This window comes from Streptomyces sp. NPDC054840 (genome assembly GCF_053611065.1).
The window spans coordinates 1-19,898 of record NZ_JBSGZP010000042.1 but is presented as its reverse complement, the minus strand read 5'-3'; the positions used below and the strand labels follow the sequence as shown (position 1 = coordinate 19,898).

Annotated in this window: 15 protein-coding genes and 1 pseudogene; 12 read left to right on the top strand and 4 right to left on the bottom strand. The window is 72.9% G+C overall.

The features are described 5' to 3' along the window. The 5 genes and pseudogenes from ACWGIU_RS05640 to ACWGIU_RS05620 all read left to right on the top strand — a co-directional run. Positions 1 to 216, top strand: a pseudogene (locus tag ACWGIU_RS05640) (hypothetical protein); the annotation flags it as partial. 167 nt (positions 217 to 383) lie between these two features. Next, positions 384 to 1,226, top strand: a complete 843-nt coding sequence (locus tag ACWGIU_RS05635) for a nitrilase-related carbon-nitrogen hydrolase (protein WP_453702729.1) — start codon at positions 384 to 386, stop codon at positions 1,224 to 1,226. After that, a complete protein-coding gene (locus ACWGIU_RS05630) occupies positions 1,223 to 2,515 on the top strand; it encodes an aspartate aminotransferase family protein (RefSeq protein WP_453702727.1) in 1,293 nt (430 codons plus the stop codon). Before ACWGIU_RS05635 ends, ACWGIU_RS05630 begins: the two co-directional genes overlap by 4 nt. 13 nt (positions 2,516 to 2,528) lie before the next feature. After that, a complete protein-coding gene (gene hydA, locus ACWGIU_RS05625) occupies positions 2,529 to 3,929 on the top strand; it encodes a dihydropyrimidinase (RefSeq protein WP_453702725.1) in 1,401 nt (466 codons plus the stop codon). 19 nt (positions 3,930 to 3,948) lie between these two features. Continuing rightward, positions 3,949 to 4,950 (top strand): TIGR03842 family LLM class F420-dependent oxidoreductase, encoded by a 1,002-nt coding sequence (locus ACWGIU_RS05620; RefSeq protein WP_453702723.1) that lies wholly within the window; start codon positions 3,949 to 3,951, stop codon positions 4,948 to 4,950. Positions 4,951 to 5,539: 589 nt separating this feature from the next. On the opposite strand, the gene ACWGIU_RS05615 is transcribed toward ACWGIU_RS05620, so the two are convergent. Next, entirely contained in the window at positions 5,540 to 6,955 is a 1,416-nt protein-coding gene (locus ACWGIU_RS05615; RefSeq protein ID WP_453702721.1) for an MFS transporter, read from the bottom strand. A gap of 141 nt (positions 6,956 to 7,096) precedes the next feature. Between ACWGIU_RS05615 and ACWGIU_RS05610 the strand changes: the two genes are divergently transcribed. The 4 genes from ACWGIU_RS05610 to ACWGIU_RS05595 all read left to right on the top strand — a co-directional run bounded on the left by ACWGIU_RS05610 (position 7,097) and on the right by ACWGIU_RS05595 (position 10,874). After that, positions 7,097 to 7,918: a helix-turn-helix transcriptional regulator gene (locus ACWGIU_RS05610; protein ID WP_453702731.1), complete on the top strand. Its 822-nt coding sequence runs from the start codon at positions 7,097 to 7,099 to the stop codon at positions 7,916 to 7,918. 96 nt (positions 7,919 to 8,014) lie between these two features. Next, positions 8,015 to 8,839: an inositol monophosphatase family protein gene (locus tag ACWGIU_RS05605; RefSeq protein ID WP_453702719.1), complete on the top strand. Its 825-nt coding sequence runs from the start codon at positions 8,015 to 8,017 to the stop codon at positions 8,837 to 8,839. 101 nt (positions 8,840 to 8,940) lie between these two features. After that, a complete protein-coding gene (locus ACWGIU_RS05600; RefSeq protein ID WP_453702717.1) occupies positions 8,941 to 10,359 on the top strand; it encodes a phytoene desaturase family protein in 1,419 nt (472 codons plus the stop codon). Next, entirely contained in the window at positions 10,359 to 10,874 is a 516-nt protein-coding gene (locus ACWGIU_RS05595) for an O-acetyl-ADP-ribose deacetylase (protein WP_453702715.1), read from the top strand. The genes ACWGIU_RS05600 and ACWGIU_RS05595 overlap by 1 nt, the downstream gene beginning before the upstream one ends. Positions 10,875 to 10,898: 24 nt before the next feature. Here the strand turns inward: ACWGIU_RS05595 and ACWGIU_RS05590 are convergent, their stop codons facing one another. After that, positions 10,899 to 11,384 carry an Lrp/AsnC family transcriptional regulator gene (locus ACWGIU_RS05590; RefSeq protein ID WP_453702713.1) on the bottom strand — a complete coding sequence of 162 codons (486 nt, stop codon included), beginning with the start codon at positions 11,382 to 11,384 and terminating at the stop codon, positions 10,899 to 10,901. A 135-nt stretch (positions 11,385 to 11,519) separates the two neighbouring features. On the opposite strand from ACWGIU_RS05590, the gene ACWGIU_RS05585 reads away from it, so the two are divergent. From ACWGIU_RS05585 to ACWGIU_RS05575, 3 genes are all read left to right on the top strand, one after another. Next, positions 11,520 to 12,497, top strand: coding sequence for a DMT family transporter (locus tag ACWGIU_RS05585; RefSeq protein WP_453702711.1), 978 nt, complete (start codon positions 11,520 to 11,522; stop codon positions 12,495 to 12,497). Continuing rightward, positions 12,490 to 13,734 (top strand): amino acid aminotransferase, encoded by a 1,245-nt coding sequence (locus ACWGIU_RS05580; RefSeq protein ID WP_453702709.1) that lies wholly within the window; start codon positions 12,490 to 12,492, stop codon positions 13,732 to 13,734. The genes ACWGIU_RS05585 and ACWGIU_RS05580 overlap by 8 nt, the downstream gene beginning before the upstream one ends. A gap of 376 nt (positions 13,735 to 14,110) precedes the next feature. Then, positions 14,111 to 16,177: a SpoIIE family protein phosphatase gene (locus ACWGIU_RS05575; RefSeq protein ID WP_453702707.1), complete on the top strand. Its 2,067-nt coding sequence runs from the start codon at positions 14,111 to 14,113 to the stop codon at positions 16,175 to 16,177. A 42-nt stretch (positions 16,178 to 16,219) separates the two neighbouring features. Here the strand turns inward: ACWGIU_RS05575 and ACWGIU_RS05570 are convergent, their stop codons facing one another. Both ACWGIU_RS05570 and ACWGIU_RS05565 read right to left on the bottom strand, forming a co-directional pair. Continuing rightward, the gene (locus tag ACWGIU_RS05570) at positions 16,220 to 19,030 is read right to left on the bottom strand and encodes a SpoIIE family protein phosphatase (RefSeq protein ID WP_453702705.1); all 2,811 of its coding nucleotides are present in this window, start codon (positions 19,028 to 19,030) and stop codon (positions 16,220 to 16,222) included. Then, on the bottom strand, positions 19,027 to 19,898 hold an 872-nt coding region (locus ACWGIU_RS05565; protein WP_453702703.1), incomplete at its 5' end, for a GlxA family transcriptional regulator. The genes ACWGIU_RS05570 and ACWGIU_RS05565, both read right to left, overlap by 4 nt.

The window sequence follows — 19,898 nt, the reverse complement described above, 5'->3', positions numbered from 1 at the left end:
GCGCTCGCCCTCGGCGGGGCCGGCCGGATCCGCGAGGCCGACGCGCTGCTCGGTGCGTTCGTCCGGGTGCGCACCGCGGAGGAGGCGGCGGGCCTGGCCCGGCACGACCCGCAGTGGTTCGCCCCGAGGCTGCTCCGGGCGGCCCGGGCGCTGCCCGGACCCCGGCACCGAGACCTGGTCCACGCCCTGCGGGTGGCGGGCATCGCCGGTGCGTAACCCGCCCGTCTCCTGACCGCATTCGACCGCGGGGCGACGTAACGTGATCGACTACTCCAACCGCGCACGGCGCTCTTGCCCCACGCTGTGACGAGGCCTACGTTCTACTCCCTACGCACACCGTCTACGTGCGTAGAACTCGGCGTTCCCGTCGCGAGGAGCAGCTCATGGCCCAAGTCGTCCGCGCCGCGCTGGTCCAGGCCACCTGGACCGGAGACACCGAGTCGATGATCGTCAAACACGAGGAGTACGCCCGCCGGGCAGCCGCCGAAGGCGCGCAGATCATCGGCTTCCAAGAAGTCTTCAACGCCCCCTACTTCTGTCAGGTCCAGGAGCCCGAGCACTACCGCTGGGCCGAGGCCGTCCCCGACGGCCCGACCGTGCGCCGTATGCAGGACCTCGCCCGCGAGACCGGCATGGTGATCGTCGTACCGGTCTTCGAGCTCGAATCCGAGGGCTTCTACTACAACACCGCCGCCGTCATCGACGCCGACGGCAGCTACCTCGGCAAGTACCGCAAGCACCACATCCCCCAGGTCAAAGGCTTCTGGGAGAAGTACTACTTCCGTCCGGGCAACCTCGGCTGGCCCGTCTTCGACACCGCCGTCGGCCGGATCGGCGTCTACATCTGCTACGACCGCCACTTCCCCGAAGGATGGCGCCAACTCGGTCTGGCCGGGGCCCAGCTGGTCTACAACCCCTCCGCCACCCACCGCGGCCTCTCCGCGCACCTCTGGCAGCTGGAACAGCCCGCCTCCGCCGTCGCCAACGAGTACTTCATCGCCGCCATCAACCGGGTGGGCCAGGAGGAGTACGGGGACAACGACTTCTACGGGACCAGCTACTTCGTCGACCCGCGCGGCAAGTTCGTCGGGGACGTCGCCAGCGACAAGGACGAGGAACTCGTCGTCCGCGACCTCGACTTCGACCTGATCAAGGAGGTCCGCGACCAGTGGGCCTTCTACCGCGACCGCCGCCCCGACGCCTACGGAGGGCTCGTACAGCCGTGACCAACCCGACCCCGCTCCACAGTCGCCACCGCACCGTCCTGCCCGACTGGCTCGCGCTGTACTACAAGCACCCCATCGAGCTCACCCACGGCGAGGGCCGCCACGTCTGGGACGCGGACGGCAACCGCTACCTGGACTTCTTCGGCGGCATCCTCACCACCATGACCGCCCACGCCCTGCCCGAGGTCACCAAGGCGGTGTCCGAGCAGGCCGGGCGGATCATCCACTCCTCCACCCTGTACCTCAACCGGCCGATGATCGAGCTGGCCGAGCGGGTCGCCGCCCTCTCCGGCATCCCCGACGCCCGCGTCTTCTTCACCACCTCCGGCACCGAGGCCAACGACGCCGCCCTGCTGCTCGCGACGACGTACCGCCGCTCCAACCAGATCCTGGCGATGCGCAACAGCTACCACGGCCGGTCCTTCTCCACCGTCTCGATCACCGGCAACCGCGGCTGGTCCCCGACCAGCCTCTCGCCGCTGCAGACGTACTACGTCCAGGGCGCGGTCCGCACCCGCGGCCCCTTCGCCCACCTGGACGACGCCGCCTTCACGGCCGCCGCCGTCGAGGACCTGCAGGACGTGCTCGGCCAGGCCCGCGGGGGAGTGGCCGCCCTCATCGCCGAACCCGTCCAGGGCGTCGGCGGGTTCACCTCCCCGCCCGACGGCCTCTACGGAGCCTTCCGCGAGGTGCTGGACCACCACGGCATCCTGTGGATCAGCGACGAGGTGCAGACCGGCTGGGGCCGCACGGGCGACAACTTCTGGGGCTGGCAGGCGCACGCCCAGAACGGCCCGCCGGACATCCTCACCTTCGCCAAGGGCATCGGCAACGGCATGTCCATCGGCGGGGTCGTGGCCCGCGCCGAGGTGATGAACTGCCTGGACGCCAACTCCATCTCCACCTTCGGCGGCTCCCCGGTCACGATGGCGGCCGGCGTCGCCAACCTCGCGTACCTGCTGGAGCACGACCTTCAAGGCAACGCCCGCCGCGTCGGCGGCCTGCTCCTGGAGCGGCTGCGTGCGATCGCGGCCACCGTGCCCGCCGTTCGGGAGGTCCGCGGCCGGGGCCTGATGGCCGGTCTCGAACTCACGAAGCCGGGCACCGACGAGGCCGACCCGGACGCGGCCGCGGCCGTCCTGGAGGCGGCCCGCGAGGGCGGCCTGCTGCTCGGCAAGGGCGGCGGGTACAACACCAGCGTGCTGCGCATCGCGCCGCCGCTCTCCCTCACCGTCGCCGAGGCGGAAGAGGGCGCCGAGATCCTCGAACAGGCCTTGCGAAGCATTTGAGTAGGGGGATCACATGAGCATCCGCACCCTGATCCGCGGCGGCCTCGTCGTCACCGCCTCCGACGAAGTGCACGCGGACGTCCTGATCGAGGACGGCCGCGTGGCGGCGCTGGCCGCACACGGCTCGGCCGCCGCCGGGGCCTGGACGGCCGACCGTACGATCGACGCGTCGGGGAAGTACGTCATCCCCGGCGGGGTCGACGCGCACACCCACATGGAACTCCCCTTCGGAGGCACCTCGGCCTCCGACACCTTCGAGACCGGAACCAGAGCCGCCGCCTGGGGCGGCACCACCACCATCGTCGACTTCGCCGTGCAGAGCGTGGGCCACTCCCTGCGCGAGGGGCTCGACACCTGGTACGCCAAGGCCGACGGCAACTGCGCCGTCGACTACGCCTTCCACATGATCCTCTCGGACGTCAACGAGAGAACGCTCAAGGAGATGGACCACCTCGTCGGCGAGGGGGTCACCTCCTTCAAGCTGTTCATGGCCTACCCCGGCGTCTTCTACAGCGACGACGGGCAGATCCTGCGGGCCATGCAGCGCGGCGCCGCCAACGGCGGGCTGATCATGATGCACGCCGAGAACGGCATCGCGATCGACGTCCTCGTCGAACAGGCCCTCGCCCGCGGGGAGACCGACCCCCGCCACCACGGCGAGGTCCGCAGGGTGCTGCTGGAGGCCGAGGCCACCCACCGCGCCATCCAGCTGGCGCGGGTCGCGGGCGCCCCGCTCTACGTGGTCCACGTCTCGGCTCAGGAGGCGGTGGCCGAGCTGGCCGCCGCCCGCGACAAGGGGCTCCCGGTCTTCGGGGAGACCTGTCCGCAGTACCTGTTCCTGTCCACGGACAATCTGGAGGAGCCCGACTTCCAGGGGGCCAAGTACGTCTGCTCCACCCCGCTGCGGCCGAAGGAACACCAGGCGGCGCTGTGGCGGGGCCTGCGGACCAACGACCTCCAGGTGGTCTCCACCGATCACTGCCCGTTCTGCTTCCGGGGCCAGAAGGAACTGGGCCGAGGGGACTTCTCGAAGATCCCCAACGGGCTGCCGGGCGTGGAGAACCGTATGGACCTCCTCCACCAGGCCGTCCTGGACGGGCACATCAGCCGCCGACGCTGGATCGAGATCGCCTGTGCCACCCCGGCCCGGATGTTCGGCCTCTACCCGCAGAAGGGCACCATCGCGCCGGGCTCCGACGCCGACATCGTCCTCTACGATCCGCACGCCGAGCAGGTCATCTCCGCCGAGACGCACCACATGAACGTGGACTACTCGGCGTACGAGGGCAGGCGGATCACCGGACGCGTCGACACCGTGCTCTCGCGCGGCGAAGTCGTCATCGACCAGCGCGAATTCACCGGCCGGGCCGGCCACGGGGTCTTCGTCCCCCGCTCCACCTGCCAGTACCTGTAAAGCGTCAAGGAGCCGCCCCATGGACTTCGGCCTCGTCCTGCAGACCGACCCGCCCGCCTCCCAGGTCATCAGCCTCATGAAGCGCGCCGAGCGCAACGGCTTCCGCTACGGCTGGACCTTCGACTCCGCCGTGCTGTGGCAGGAGCCGTTCGTCATCTACAGCCAGATCCTGGAACACACCCGCAAGCTGCACATCGGCCCCATGGTCACCAACCCGGGCACCCGCACCTGGGAGGTGACCGCCTCCACCTTCGCCACCCTCAACGACATGTTCGGCAACCGCACCGTCTGCGGTATCGGGCGCGGGGACTCGGCGATGCGGGTCGCCGGGCGCAAGCCCAACACCCTGGCCCGCCTGGGCGAGGCCATCGACGTCATCCGGGACCTGGCCGAGGGCCGCGAGGCCCTGGTGGACGGCAACCCCGTCCGCCTGCCATGGGTCCGCGAGGGGAAGCTCCCCGTCTGGATGGCGGCGTACGGGCCCAAGGCCCTGGCCCTCGCCGGGGAGAAGGCCGACGGGTTCATCCTTCAGCTCGCCGACCTCTACCTCACCGAATGGATGGTCAAGTCGGTCCGCGAGGCCGCCGTCGCGGCCGGCCGCGACCCGGCGGAGATCACCATCTGCGTGGCCGCCCCCGCGTACGTGAGCGAGGACCTCGCCCACGCCCGGGACCAGTGCCGCTGGTTCGGCGGCATGGTCGGCAACCACGTGGCCGACCTGGTCGGCCGCTACGGCGAGCACTCCTCGATGGTCCCCGACGAGCTCACCGAGTACATCAAGGCCCGCCAGGGCTACGACTACAGCCACCACGGCCGGGCCGGGAACCCGTCCACCGACTTCGTCCCCGACGAGATCGTCGACCGCTTCTGCCTCCTGGGCCCGGCCGAGGCCCACATCGAGAAGCTCCGCGCCCTGCGCGACCTGGGCGTCGACCAGTTCGCCGTCTACGACATGCACGACGCGCGGGAGGCCACGATCGACGCGTACGGCCAGCACGTCATTCCGGTGCTGCGCGACTGACGCCACGGCCGAACCGCGCCGCGCAGGCCCCGAGGACCGGAGGACCGGTTCCGGGGCCTGCGCGGCGGACTCCGAACACGACCACGCCGAGGTCGCGGCCACCGGGGGCGGGCGGCAGGTCAGCAGCGCCCGCGCGTCGGCGTCCTCGCCGGTCAGCTTGCCAGGAGGCCGTCGACGGTCGCCGCGGCCGCCTCGAACACCTTCCGCCGCTGTACGGCATCGGCACCTCGCACGTCCGGCCCGACGAGGCCGGCGTCGCTTCCGGCCCGCTGAACACCTTCAACGAGTCCGGCGCCGCGCTCGGCGTCGCGGTGACCGGGACGATCCTCGCCACCTCCCCGCGGAACGAGCTCGACTCGGGCACCGCCGCCCCCGAGGCCATGACCGCCGCCGTCGGCACGGGATTCCTGGCCCTCGTGGTCTGCGCCGCCCCCGCGGCCTGCATCGCCCTGGCCCTGCACCGGCCGGCCCGGCCGGCGGGCGGAACCGACCCGCACGGCCGACCGCCCGTCCCGCGCCCCGGGCGAAGGCCCCCGTCTCCCCGCCCGGCGAGAGACGGGGGACCGCCGGGGAGCCGGGGGGACCGGCCTCAGGCCTTCCTGCGGCCGCCCAGACCCCAGCCCACCAGGGCCGCCGCCGCGAGGACGATCACCGCGTCGACCGCGAGGACCGTCCGCACCCCGTCGAAGAGCGAGGCCTGCGTGGTGGCCAGGACACCCAGCATCGGGATGCCGATCGTGATCCCGACCTGCTGGGTGGTGGTGACCAGGCCGGTCGCCAGGCCCTGCTGCTCGTCCGGCACACCGCTCGTCACCACGAGTCCGTACGAGATGATCGCGCCGAGGTGGCACATGCTGGCCAGCGAGACGGCCACGGTCGCGAGCAGGGCGCCCGACTGCGGGCCCACCCCGAGCAGTGCGGCGCCCAGCAGGCCCTGTCCGAGCAGCGAGCCGACCAGGGTACGGCGGGCGCCGAAGCGGCCGATCACCTTCGGCGCGTACGACCCGGCGACGACGGAGGCGAGGCCCTGGACACCGAAGACCAGGCCCGTCCGGAAGGACGACAGCCCCAGCGTCTCCTGGAGGTAGAGCGTCAGTACGAACACGACCGTCGACATCATCGAGAACGTCACCAGACCGCCGGCATTGCCCCAGGCGACCGTGCGCCGCTTCAGCATAGGCAACGAGACCAGCGGAGCCGGGGACTTCGACTCCACCACCACGAACGCGGCGAGCAGGACCAGCCCGAGCACCAGCGCGCCCACGACGTCCACATCACCGAAGCCGCGCCGGGCCGCCGTCGACAGGGCGTAGATCAGCGCGAGCAGACCGCCGGTGACGGTGACCGCCCCGGGCACGTCCAGCCGCTGCCGCTCCGTGGTGCGCGACTCCGGCAGCAGCCCCGGCGCCATGACCAGCACGATCACCGCGGCCACCGTGAGCAGCCCCATCGTGGAGCGCCAGCCCAAGATGTCGGTCATGACACCGCCGAGCACCATGCCGACGGTGAAGCCGAGGGACAGCAGCGTGCCGGAGATGCCGAGCGCCCTGTCGCGCAGCGGGCCCTCGGGGAAGGTCGTCGTCAGCAGGGACATGCCGGTGGGCACGATCACCGCCGCGCCCAGACCCTGCAGGGCGCGACCGGTCAGGAAGGAGGCCGGATCCCAGGCGAGGGTCGCGAGCAAGGAGGCCGCACCGAAGAGCGCGAGGCCGGTGAGGAACAGCTTCTTGCGGCCGTACAGGTCGGCGATCCGGCCGAAGAGGAGCAGGAACCCACCCGACGGCAGGGCGAAGGCGGTGATGGCCCACTGGAGGGCGGACCGGCTCAGGCCCAGGTCCTCGCCGAGCACCGGCAGGGCCACGTTCAGTACGGAGAAGTCGAGCGCCACCATGAACTGGGCGGCGCAGAGCACGAAGAGAACCAGTCGGGCCCGGCCGGAGAGCCGGTGGTGCTCGGGGGCCGCCGTGCGCGGCCCGTCGGTCGTTGTCTGTGTGTCGATCGCCATGGCCACCACCCTCGTGGCCCGGGAATGTCCGTGCAGAGTGGGAACTTATCCTGTTGGCGGCACCACCAGGCAGCCGGACAGGGGGACTCAGTGGCCACACCGACCGCGGAACACAGGCGGCCCGAACTGCGCGAGTTCCTCATGAGCAGACGGGCCAGGATCACCCCGACCGAGGCCGGCCTGCCGGACGGCGGGGCCCGCCGCCGTACCCCCGGGCTGCGCCGCGAGGAGGTGGCCGTGCTCGCCGGGGTCGGGGCCTCCTGGTACCAGTGGCTGGAACAGGGGCGCGACATCTCGGTGTCCGGGCAGGTCCTGGACGCGGTGGGCCGGGTGCTGAAGCTGACCAGCGCCGAGCGCCGGCACCTGTACGTGCTCGCCGGGCTCAACCCGCCCGCCCTGGAGGTCGCCCCGGGCGAACGGGGCAGGTGCGACGGCCTCAGACGGCTGATCGAGGCCTGGATGCCGTTCCCCGCGCACATCATGGACCGGTACTGGAACACGGTGATGTACAACGACGCGGCCTCACTGGTCTTCGGGATGCGCCCCGAGATCACGCAGAACTGCCTGATCGCCTTCTTCACCGACCCCATCTACCGGTCGCGTTCCCCGCACTGGTCGGAGATCGCCCGCGTGGTGGTGGCCCAGTTCCGGGCCGCCTGCTCGGAGAGCCCGCACGACGAGGGCTTACGGGCCGTGGTCGAGGAGGCCCGGGAGCTCAGCCCCGAGTTCGCCGAGTTGTGGGAGCGCGGGGACGTACTGCCCGGGGGACAGGTCGAGAAGCAGATCGAGCACCCGGCGACCGGAACGCTGTACGTGGAGTCGACGCAGCTGCGCGTGCCGGCCCGCCCCGACCTTGCGATCGTCCTCCACACCCCGCTGCCGGGCACCGGCACGGCCGAGAAGCTGGAATGGCTGACCTCGCCGGAGGGCCGACGAGGATCGATGTTCCCGCTGGCCGGCTGAGTCCCCGGGCCGGTTCACCCGGTGGACACCCCCTGTGCGGGCACCGGTACGGGATCGGCGGTGGGGTTTGTCGGTCGGGCGTGCTTTGCTGGACGCATGATCGATGAGTTCCTGGCCCATGGCCTGTCCGATGTGGAAGAGGCCGTCCGCAAGGCGGCGGCGATCGAGATCATGCCGAGATTCAGGCAGCTCGCCGAGCACGAGGTCGACGAGAAGAACGGCCCCCACGACCTGGTGACCGTGGCGGACCGCAAGGCGGAGGAGTACCTCACGGCCGCCCTGACGCGGCTGCTGCCCAGTTCCGCCGTGGTCGGCGAGGAGGCCGTGCACGCCGACCCGGTGGTGTACACGGCGCTGCGCGAGGATGCCCCGGTGTGGATCGTCGACCCCGTCGACGGCACCCGTCAGTTCGTGAACGGCGACCCCGCCTTCTGCACCCTGGTCGCCCTGGCCCTGCGAGGGGAGATCCTCGCCTCCTGGACCTTCGCGCCGGCACTGGAGGAGCTGGCGACCGCCGTGCGCGGGCAGGGCGCCCACCTCAACGGCGAGCGGATCCGCTGCGGTTCGCCGGAGCCGGGCGCCGCGCTGCGGGTCGCCATCGCCCACCCGCTCTACACGAGCGACGAGAACAAGAGGACGCTGGCCCGGCTGGACGTCCCCGGGGTCGCGGCCCGGCCCTGCGGCTCGGCGGGCCTGGAGTACCTGAAGGTGGCCCGCGGCGAGATGGACGGCCTGGCCTTCACCTGGCCCTCGGCCTGGGACCACGCGGCCGGGCTGCTGCTGGTCGCGGAGGCCGGCGGGACGCAGAGCACGGTCGACGGGGTCCCCTTCCGGGTGGACCGCGACAACGCGCTGCCGTTCGCCGTCGGGCGGGACGAGGCCACCACCGTACGCATCCGGGAGCTGCTCCGGGGCGCCTGACCGGGTCCGGGACGGTCCGGGCGGGTCCGGGACGGTCCGGACGGTCCGAGGGGCGGAATATCCTGGGGGTGCAGGCGCCGCCGGAGACGAAGGAGTCGCAAGTGCCGTCGATTCTCGATGTGGTCGTGGTGGGGGCGGGCCCGAACGGGCTGACGGCCGCCGTCGAACTGGCCCGGCGTGGCTTCTCCGTGGCCGTGTTCGAAGCCGCCGACACGGTCGGCGGCGGTGCCCGGACCGAGGAGCTGACCCTTCCCGGTTTCCGGCACGACCCCTGCTCGGCGGTGCACCCGCTCGGAATCGGCTCGCCGGTCTTCGCCACGATGCCGCTCAAGCGGTACGGGCTGGAGTGGCTGCACGCCCCGCTGCCGATGGCGCACCCCTTCGACGACGGCACGGCCGCGGTCCTGTCCCGTTCGGTCGCGGAGACGGCGGCGTCCCTCGGGCCGCGCGACGCGGGCGTCTACCGGCGTCTGGTCGGGCCGTTCCTCGGTCAATGGGACACCCTGGCCCGCGACTTCATGTCCCTGCCGAGTACCGCGCTGCCCCGGGATCCGCTCATGCTCGCCCGCTTCGGGCTCGCCGGACTGCCGCCCGCCACCTGGATCCTGAGCCGCTTCCGCGACGAACGGGCCCGCGCGCTGTTGGCGGGCCTCGTGGCGCACGTCATCGCCCCGCTCGGCGGGATCGCCACCAGCGCCGTCGCCCTGGTCTTCGCGCTGGCGGCGCATGCGAACGGCTGGCCGATGCCGCGCGGCGGCTCGCAGTCCGTCTCCGACGCCCTCGCCGGATACCTGCGCGACCTCGGCGGGACCATCCACACCGGCTTCGAGGTCAAGCGGCTCGACGACCTCCCGCCCGCCCGCACCTACGTCTTCGACACCTCGCCGACCGCGCTGGCCCGCATCGCCCGCCTGGGGCACGTGTACGACGGCTACCGGTACGGCGCCTCCGTGTTCAAGCTCGACTACGCGCTGGACGGCCCGGTCCCGTGGACGGCCGAGGCGCCGCGCCGCGCCGGGACCGTCCAGATCGGCCCGCGCGCACGCGACATCGACGCCGCCCTGCAGCTCGCCTCCGGCGGCCGGGCCCCGCGCGCGCCCTTCCTCATCACCGCGCAGCCCAGCCTCGTCGACCCCGGCCGGGCGCCCGAGGGCAAGCACGTGTTCTGGGCGTACGGACATGTTCCAGCGGGCTGGGACGGCGACCTCACCGAAGCCGTCGAATCCCAACTGGAGCGCTTCGCCCCGGGCTTCCGCGACCTCGTGCTCGCCCGCGCCACAGCCGGCCCGCCCCAACTCGCCGCCCGCAATCCGAACTACGTCGGCGGCGACATCGCCTGCGGAGCCGCCTCGGGCCTCCAGCTCCTGCTGCGCCCCAAGCTCTCCCTCACCCCGTACACGACGGCCCACCCGGCGGTCTTCCTCTGCTCCTCGGCCACCCCGCCCGGCCCGGGCGTGCACGGCATGTCCGGCCACAACGCCGCCAAGGCGGTCTGGCGGCACCTGCGAAAGGGCTCCTGATGGTCCGGATCACCCTGGTCCTCGGCGACATCACCGCCGAGAAGGCCGACGCGATCGTCAACGCGGCGAACTCCTCACTGCTCGGTGGCGGCGGTGTCGACGGCGCCATCCACCGGCGCGGCGGGCCGGAGATCCTCGCCGCCTGCGAGGAACTGCGGCGTTCGCACTACGGCAAGGGGCTGGCGACCGGCCGGGCCGTGGCCACCACGGCCGGACGCCTCGGCGCCGGGCACGTCATCCACACGGTGGGCCCGGTCTGGTCGCGCGACGAGGACCGCTCCGCCCTGCTGGCCTCCTGCTACCGCGAGGCGCTCCGGGTCGCCGACGAGCTGGGGGCCCGGACGGTCGCCTTCCCGGCCATCTCCACCGGCGTCTACGGCTGGCCGATGGACGACGGGGCGCGGATCGCGGTGGAGACCGTGCGGGCAGCGAGGACCGGTGTCGAGGAGGCCAGGTTCGTCCTCTTCGACGACGCCGCGTACCAGGCGTTCGCCGACCGGGTCCGCGCCCCGTAGATCCCGGCCGTGGGAGCGGATCCGTCAGCGCCGCCCGTGCCCGGACCCGCCCGGGGCGGGCCGCGGGTAGGTCCGGGACTGCTTGACACTGCCGAACGCGAAGCTCGATTCGATCGAGGCGATCCCGGGGATCGCGTGGATCCGGTGGCGCACCAGGGCTTCGTAGGCTTCCAGGTCCTCGATGACGACCCGGAGCAGGTAGTCGCTGCTGCCCGCCATCAGGTAGCAGTCCTGGATGTGCTCGATGACCGCGACGTGCTCCTCGAACAGCCGCACCGCCTCCGCCGTGTGGCGTTCCAGCCGGATCCGGACGAAGACGGTGACCGGGAGCCCGAAGGCGACCTGGTCGACCATGGCCGTGTAGCCGCGGATCAGGCCCGCCTCCTCCAGCCGTCGCACCCGGCGCAGGCACGGTGAGGGGGACAGCCGGACGCGGTCGGCGAGGTCCTGGTTGGACAGGCGCCCGTCGGCCTGCAACTCCCTGATGATCTGCAGATCCACTGCGTCCATGGCCACTCCTTGGCAGAATCTGCCCCAAACGTATGTCCGAGAGGCAGAACTGGCAATCGCCTGCCCCGCCCCACGCTCTAGCGTTGCCCAGGCACGGACCGGATCGGTCCGGGTCTCAGAGGCTGGAGCACTTCCTTGGTCGCGACGAACACCACCCGGGCGACCCTGCCTCGCGATGCGGCGGGCCCGCAGGCCGGACACCCCGGCCGGCGCGGGCTCTCCCCCCAGGCCGAGGGCATGCTGGCACTGCTGGTCACGGTGTCGATCTGGGCGGCCTTCGCGCTCAGCGCCCGGGCCCTGAGCGGTTCCTCCCTGCTGCCCGCCGACGCGGCCCTGCTGCGCTTCGGTGTCCCGCTCGTCGTCCTGTTCCCCGCCCTGTGGCGGCGTCGGCGCGCCATCGCCGCGGTGCGGCCGGGTCCCGCAGTGAAGATCATCTGCGGTGCCGGGGTGCCGTTCTTCCTGGCCGCCATGCACGGCGGCGCCCTGACGTCCGCGGCCTTCGTCGGCTCCATCGTCCCCGGCATGGTCCCGCTGTTCGTCTCCGCGATCATGATCCGCCGGGGCCACGGCGCCCCGCGGGGCACGCAGGCCGCCGGGCTCGCCCTGATCGCGGCCGGTGTGGCCGCCCTCGTCTGGCGCTACGTCGTACCCGTCGACGCCGACGTACTCGCCGGCGCCGGCACGCTCCTGGTGGCCAGTGGCCTGTGGGCCCTCTACACCGTCGGGCTGCGCGAGGTGGACCTCGACCCGATCGGGTCGATCGGACTGCTCTGCCTGCCCTCCTTCGCGGTGATCGGGGCCCTGGTGCTCACGGGGGTGCTCCCCACCGGCATCGCGCACGCGGCGGGCAGTGACATCGCGTTGTTCCTCGTCGTGCAGGGCCTGGGGGTCGGCCTGTGCGCCGGCCTGCTGTACGCCTTCGCCATCCGCCGCCTCGGAGCCGAGCGCAGCGCCGTCGTCGGCAGCCTCAGCCCCGTCGCCGTCGTCCTGCTCGCCATCCCGCTGCTCGGCGAGACGCCGACCCCCGCCGTCCTCGTCGGCGTCCCCCTGATCACCGCCGGCGTCGTTCTCGCCAACCGCCGCACACGACCCGAGGTTCCCGCAGATGCTTGAGCTCCTCCCCACGCCGCCCACCGACCCGCTCTGGGACCTGACCTACGAGTTCGGCAACGACGAGCGGCCCGAACGCCTGAACCTCGTCCTCGGCGTCTACCGGGACCAGACGGGCACCACTCCCGTCATGACCGCCGTGCGCGAGGCCGAGATCCGGCTGGCGGAGCGCTCCGACTCCAAGGAGTACCGCGGGCTCTCCGGCAACGCCGCCTTCAACCGCTCCCTGCTGGAGCTGGTCCTGGGCCCCGCCGGGCCCACCGGCCGGGCCGCGGCCGTCCAGACCGTCGCGGGCTCCGGCGCGCTGCGACTGCTGGCCGACCTGATCTGCCGGACCCGCCCGGGCACCACGGTCTGGATCAGTGATCCGGCCTACGTCAACCACCGGCCCATCCTGGAGGCCGCCGGGCTGCGCGTGCGCACGTACGGCTGGCGCGACGCCGAGGGCGGCTTCGACACGGCCGGTGTGCCGGCGGCGCTGGCTGACGCGCAGCGGGACGACGTGGTCCTGCTCCAGGGCTGCTGCCACAACCCCACGGGCGTGGACCCCCTGCTGGACGACTGGGAGGCGCTCGCCGAGTCGGCCACCCGCGTCGGCTGGGTGCCCTTCGTCGACCTCGCCTACCACGGGCTCGGCGACGGCCTGGAGGCCGACCTGGTGCCCACGCGGATGCTGGCGGCGCGCGTGCCGGAAATGCTGATCGCGGTCAGCTGCTCGAAGAACTTCGGTCTCTACAGCGACCGCGTCGGCTGCGCCATCGTGCTCGGCACCTCGGACCGGGCCGTGCGGCACGCCGAGACCGCCCTGCAGAACGCCGCCCGGACCCTCTACTCGATGCCGCCCGAGCACGGCGCGGCCGTCGTGACCACGATCCTGGAGGACGAGGGGCTGCGGGCCGCCTGGCGGGCGGAGCTGGAGGTCATGCGCGGCCGGATCATGGACAATCGGGCCGACCTGGTCGCCCACCTGGGCGCGCTCGGCTGCGCGGAGCAGGCACGCTTGCTCGCCCGGCAGAAGGGGATGTTCTCGATGCTGCCGCTGTCCGCGCAGCAGATGCTCCGGCTGCGCAGGCAGTACGCCGTCTACGGCACGACGTCGGGGCGGATCAACATCGCGGGCATCCCGGCGCACCGGATCCCCTGCCTCGCCCGGGGCATCGCGGGAGTCCTGGACATACCCGACGCGCCCCGCACCCTGCCGCGGCAGCAGTCCGGACCGGCCGCCGCCTTGCGGGCGTAAGTTCGGGGCCGCGCAATACACGACAGTCCCGCCGGACACGACAGTCCCCGGCAGTCTGTCGATTCCATGAGCCATCCGCCGTCGCCGATGGCTCCCCTGGTCGACAGGTGCTGCCGGGGGCCTGGCCAGAGCCTGGACAAGGGTCACGCGGGCCTGAGGACGTCTCCAGAGGGAGGTGCGGCTCTTTCCGGTTATCCGGTGTATTGATGAGTTTCCTCCGAATTTGCCCCGAGTCAAGGCTTTGTTCGGCATAGTCCGGAAAGAAATCCGCGTCGCGCTCGGTCCCCGGTGCGGACCGGCTGACACAGAGCCCCGCGCTCACGCCTCGGATAGGGTGAATCGGAAGAATCAGGCCCCCCGGGGTGAGGTCGGTGCGTTGGACACTTACCAGGCGACGAGCGAGGTGCCGGACCCGCCGGCCGCGGCTGTCGGGTACGCGGGCGTACTCCGGGAGCTGCTGCCCATCGCCCTGTGGCGGGAGGACGCCGACGGGCGCGTCGTGGAGTGGTCGCTGGCCGCCCAGGACCTGCTCGGGCACCGCCCCGAGGACGTCATCGGCCTCCCCGGCAGCGCCGTGCTCGTCCCCGAGGCCAACCGCGAGCTCGCCGACGAGCTGACCCGGCGCGTCCAGTCCGGTGAGACCGTCGTCGGCACCCTGCCCGTGCGCCACCGCGACGGCCACCGCGTCCCGATGGAGATGTGGATCGTCCCCGCCGTCGACCCGCGGGGCCGCATGGGAGCCATGCTCATCGCCGTGGAGACCTCCGAGGTACTCCACATGCGGGACTCGCTCGCCGCGCTCCAGAGCCTGTTCACCCAGTCGCCCATAGGACTCGCCACCCTCGGCACGGACCTGCGCTTCCTCCGCGTCAACGACGCCCTGGCCCGGATGAACGGCGTCTCCGCCGCCGAACACCTCGGCAAACGGCTCACCGAGGTGGTCCCCGGGGTCAACGCCGCCGCGCTCGAGTCCACGATGCGGCAGGTCCTCGACCGGGGCACCGCCGTCGTCGACGTCCGCCGCACCGGGCGCACGCCGGCCGACCCGGAGAACGACCGCACATGGTCCTGCTCGTACGCCCCGCTGCTGGACGGCTCCGGCCGGGCCCTCGGCCTGATCGCCTCGCTCATCGACATCACCGAGGGCCAGCAGGCCCAGGCCGACGCCGAACGGGCCCGGCACCGGTTCGCCCTGCTCGCCGAGGCGGGCACCCGCATCGGCACTACCCTGGACCTCCACCAGACCGCCCAGGAGATCGTGGACGTGCTGGTGCCGCAGCTCGCCGACTCGGCGGACGTACAACTGCTCGAAGCGGTACTGGGCCCCGACGAGGGCCCCGTCCCCACGGCCTCCACCCGCGGTGTCCTGCGCCGCCTGGCCGCCCACTTCCCCGACCCGACCGCCCCCACTGCGAAACTCGCCCCCGGCCAGACCTTCCAGATCCCCATGGGCACCACCTACGAGCAGGTCATCGCCGAGGGACAGCCCATGAACCTCTACCTCGCCGACATCCCGGCACTGATCACCTCACCGCGCGCCGAGGCGCTGCGCACCTACCTCGCCACCCTGGGGTCGGCCCGCCTGGTCCCGCTGGTCGCCCGCGGCACGGTGCTCGGTGCCGTCGCCGTGACGCGCACACGCGAGCGCGAACCCTTCGACGAGGAGGACCGCGTCCTCGTCGACGAGCTGGTCGCCCGTGCCGCGCTCAACATCGACAACGCCCGGATGTACACCCTCCAGCGCCAGGCCGCCCTCACCCTCCAGCGCAGCCTCACCAACAGCGCGCTGCCCGAGGTCCCTGGCCTCGAACTCACCGGCCGCTACCTGCCCGCCAGCGACCACGACGTCGGCGGGGACTGGTACGACGCCATCCCGCTGCCCGGCGGCCGCACCGGGCTGGTCATCGGGGACGTCATGGGCCACGGGATCCACGCCGCCGCCGTCATGGGACAGCTGCGGACGGCGGTACGGACCCTCGCCCGCCACGACGTGCCCCCGGCCGAGCTGCTCCGCTCGCTCGACGCCGTCGTGGCCGACCTGGGCGAGGACGAGATGGCCACCTGCGTGTACGCCGTCCACGACGCGGCGACCGGCGTCTGCGTGATCGCCCGGGCCGGCCACCCGCCGCCCGCCGTGGTCACCCCCGACGGGGACATCACCTTCCTCGACGGCCCGCCCGGGACCCCGCTGGGCACGGGCGGCCAGGACTTCCGTACCGAGGAGGTACGGCTGCCCCCGGGGAGCCTGCTCGTGCTCTACACCGACGGCCTCATCGAGGCCCGGGACCGGGACCTCGACGAGGGCATGGCCCAGCTGGCGGGGGCCCTGCCCCGGGTGGACCAGCCCCTGGAGGAACTGTGCGACGGGATCCTGCGGCGGCTGCTGCCGTGCGCCCAGCAGGACGACGTCGCCGTGCTGCTGGCCCGCACCCGGGCGGTGTGAGCCGGCGGTCCGGACCCACCGGCCCGGACCCGGGCCGCCGGCTCACCAGGCCAGGTCCTCCAGCGCGTCCAGGTCCAGTGGCTCCGCCGCCTGCGGCTCCGGGCCCCCGGTCAGCGGCAGCTCGGCCCAGATGACCTTGCCGCGGTCGGTGTAACGGGTGCCCCACCGGTCGGCGTACTGGGCGACGAGGAACAGTCCGCGCCCGCCCTCGTCCGTGGTCGCCGCGTACCGCAGGTGCGGTGAGGTGCTGCTGCCGTCCGAGACCTCGCAGATCAGGGTCCGGTCGCGCAGCAGCCGTACTCCCACGGGCGCGCTCCCGTACCGGATGGCGTTCGTGACCAGCTCGCTGAGGATCAGCTCGGTGGTGAAGGAGATCTCGTCCAGCCCCCACGCGGCGAGCTGCGCCGCACCCGCGTTGCGCACCCGTGAGACGGCCGAGGCCTCGCCCGGCACCTCCCACTCGGCGATCCTGTCGGCCTCCAGCCGCCGCGTGTCGGCGATCAGCAGCGCGATGTCGTCGCTGGGCACCGGGAACAGCATCGCGGTGAGCACGTCCGAGCAGGCCTGCTCCGGGCTGCGGCCGGGCCGCGAGAGAGCTCCGCGGAGCAGGTGCAGTCCGGTGTCGAAGTCCCGGTCCCGGTCCTCCACCAGGCCGTCGGTGAAGAGCACCAGCCGACTTCCCTCGGGGAGCGTGAACTCGGCGGCTTCGAAGGGCATGCCGCCGACGCCCAGGGGGAGTCCGGCCGGCAGCTCGAGGAACTCGACAGCCTCTTCGGGGCGGATCAGCGCGGGTCCGGGATGGCCGGCGCTGGCCATCAGGCACCGCCCGGAGACCGGGTCGTAGACCGCGTAGAGGCAGGTGGCCCCGGTGACCCCGGCCGGCTCGGCGGCCCCGTCGGAGACGTCCTCGGCGGCCCCCTCCTCGTCCCCGCCCGCGAGCCCGGTCCCGGTGTCGTTCTGGTCGATCCGGTTGATCAGTTCGTCCAGGTGGCCGAGCAGCTCGTCGGGGGGCAGGTCCAGGGTGGAGAAATTGTGCACCGCGGTCCGCAGCCGGCCCATGGTGGCCGCGGCGTGCACCCCGTGCCCGACGACATCGCCGACGACCAGCGCCACCCGGCCGCCCGGCAGCGGGATCACGTCGAACCAGTCCCCGCCGACCCCCGCCTTCGCGGGCAGGTAGCGGAAGGCGACGCGCACGGCGTTCTGGGCGGGCAGCACCCGGGGCAGGAGGCTGCGCTGCAGCGTCACGGCCACCGCGTGCTCGCGGGTGAACCGGCGGGCGTTGTCGATGGAGACCGCCGCGCGCGCACCCAGCTCCGCCGCGAAGGAGCGGTCCTCCTCGTCGAAGGGCTCCGGGGTGTCGGCGGCCCGCCAGAAGTTGGCCATGCCCAGGACCACCCCCCGGGCCTGGAGCGGTACGGAGATCAGCGAGTGCAGACCGTAGTCGAGGGCCACCCGGGTGCCCTGGGCGTCCTGGGCCCTCCAGCCCATGGCCGCCTTCAGGTCGGACGCGAGCACCGCGTGCCCGGCGTCCAGGGCCGCCGCCATCGGGGCGGTCGGGACGACGAACCGGATGATGTCGCCGACGGGCTGGAGCGGCGAGTCGGCACGCACGCCGGTGATGGCGGCCCGGCGCATCTCCGTGTAGACACCGGTGACCATCGAAGGCTCGTCCCCGTGCAGCACCGGCTCCAGCAGCTCCACCGTGACGAAGTCCGCGAACCGGGGGACCGCGACCTCCGACAGCTCCTCGGCGGTCCGCACCACGTCCAGGGTGGTACCGATCCGCACGCCGGCGTCGTAGAGCAGCTGCAGCCGGCCGCGGGCCACCTCGGCCCGTCCGGAGACCGCGGCGAGCTCGGTGGAGTCGCGCAGGGTCACGACGCTGCCCGTGGACATGCCCCGGTACTGCTTGGTGGGCCGCACGTTGACGGCGAGCAGCCGGTCGCCCGCCAGGTGCACGTGGTCCGTCACCACCCTGCCGGAGGCGAGCAGCTCGGCGGTACGCGGGTCGAGCCCGAGGTCGGTGACGTGCCGGCTCTCCGGGTCGGGCGGCAGACCGAGGAGCCGGCGGGCCTCGTCGTTGGCCAGGACCAGCCGCTGGTCGGCGTCGATGATGACCACGCCCTCGCGGACGGCGTGCAGGACGGCCTCGTGGTGCTCGTTGATCCGGGACATCTCGGCAGCGCCCAGGCCCCGGGTCTGGCGCCGCAGCCGACCGCTGACCAGGGCGGCGCCGCTCGTGCCGAGCAGCAGGGCGCCTGCGGCCGCGCCGAGCAGGAGCGGGAGCTGGCCCTCGACGACCTGGGAGACGTTCTCGACGTCTATGCCCGTGCCGACCAGGCCGATGACGACGCCGTCGGCGTTCCGTATCGGGACGACGGCCCGGACGGCGTCGCTCGGCTCGCCGCGGAAGGTCTCCGTGAAGGCATGCCCGGCGAGGGCGCGGCTGAGGTCACCGGTGGCCCGCCGGCCGATCAGCTCGGGCCGCGAGTCGGTGTAGCGGACCCCGTCGGTGTTCATGACGGCGATGAAGTCGAGGCCCGAGCCCCGGCGGGCGGCCTCGGCCAGCGGCTGGAGCACGGCGGTCGGATCCGCCGAGATCAGTGCCGCCGCGATACCGGGGGCGTGCGCGAAGGCCTCGGCGGCCGCGAGCGAGCGGTGCCGGGCGTCGCGCTCGCTGTCGTGCCGGGCCTGGAACACCAGGGCCGACGTGGCCGCGGCGATCAGCAGGAGCACGACCAGCGCCTGGAGGGCGAACACCTGACCGGCGACACTGTGTGCCCACCGGGACAGTCGCGCGGACAGGCGCGAGCCCCACCCGGTCGGCTGGCGACCAAAACGTCCGGTCATGAGCCCTTTCTAACACTGTCCGGAGCGTTTGGTGCGGCTGCCGGTGCGCACGAGGCGGCGCGGTACGCGCGCGGCCCGAGACCGACGTACGCGGTGAAGTGCTGGCGGAAGGTGACCTCACTGGCGAAACCGGCCCGCCGGGCCACCTCCGGCACCGGATGGTCGGTGCGCTCCAGCAGCTTGCGGGCCGCGTCCAGCCGGTGGCCCAGCAGCCACCGGTGCGGGGTGGTGCCGGTGGCGGCGGCGAAGTGCCGGGCGAAGGAACGCGGGGACATCCCGGCCCAGCCGGCCATGGTCGCCACGGACAGGGGCTCCTGCAGCGAGCGCAGGGCACGCGCCCGTACGGCGGCCAGCGCCTCGGCCGTCCGGTCCGCGGCCGGGACGGGCCGGTCCAGGTACTGGGCGTGGTCCCCGGTGCGGAAGGGGCCCGTCACCATGGAACGGGCGATGGCGGCCGCGGCCTCGGCGCCGTGCGCCTCCCGGACCAGGTGCAGGCACAGGTCGATCCCGGAGGCCACCCCCGCGGAGGTCCACAGCCCGCCGTCCTCGACGTAGAGGGGGGCATCCTCGACCACGATCCCCGGATAGCGGGCGGCGAGCCGCGGAGCCAGCCACCAGTGGGTGACCGCCCGGCGGCCCTCCAGCAGACCGGCCTCCGCGAGGATGAACGCCCCCGCGCACAGGGCGGCGATCGGCACGCCCCGGCCGTGCGCCTCGCGCAGGGCGGCGAGGACCGGTCCGGGCGTCGGATCGGCCGGCTCGGCCAGCGCCGGTACGACGACCAGGTCCGCGGTGGCCAGCCAGTCCAGCCCCCGGTCGGGGGCCAGGGTCAGCCCGCCGGGCAGCGGAATCGGACCGGGCTCCAGGG

Excerpts from the sequence above, each read along its gene's own strand:
- ACWGIU_RS05590 (WP_453702713.1), bottom strand. The coding sequence starts at position 11,384 with ATGGACGCAGTGGATCTGCAGATCATCAGGGAGTTGCAGGCCGACGGG.
- ACWGIU_RS05620 (WP_453702723.1), top strand. The coding sequence starts at position 3,949 with ATGGACTTCGGCCTCGTCCTGCAGACCGACCCGCCCGCCTCCCAGGTC.
- ACWGIU_RS05580 (WP_453702709.1), top strand. The coding sequence starts at position 12,490 with ATGCTTGAGCTCCTCCCCACGCCGCCCACCGACCCGCTCTGGGACCTG.
- ACWGIU_RS05635 (WP_453702729.1), top strand. The coding sequence starts at position 384 with ATGGCCCAAGTCGTCCGCGCCGCGCTGGTCCAGGCCACCTGGACCGGA.
- ACWGIU_RS05570 (WP_453702705.1), bottom strand. The coding sequence starts at position 19,030 with ATGACCGGACGTTTTGGTCGCCAGCCGACCGGGTGGGGCTCGCGCCTG.
- ACWGIU_RS05595 (WP_453702715.1), top strand. The coding sequence starts at position 10,359 with ATGGTCCGGATCACCCTGGTCCTCGGCGACATCACCGCCGAGAAGGCC.
- ACWGIU_RS05610 (WP_453702731.1), top strand. The coding sequence starts at position 7,097 with ATGAGCAGACGGGCCAGGATCACCCCGACCGAGGCCGGCCTGCCGGAC.
- ACWGIU_RS05615 (WP_453702721.1), bottom strand. The coding sequence starts at position 6,955 with ATGGCGATCGACACACAGACAACGACCGACGGGCCGCGCACGGCGGCC.
- hydA (WP_453702725.1), top strand. The coding sequence starts at position 2,529 with ATGAGCATCCGCACCCTGATCCGCGGCGGCCTCGTCGTCACCGCCTCC.
- ACWGIU_RS05605 (WP_453702719.1), top strand. The coding sequence starts at position 8,015 with ATGATCGATGAGTTCCTGGCCCATGGCCTGTCCGATGTGGAAGAGGCC.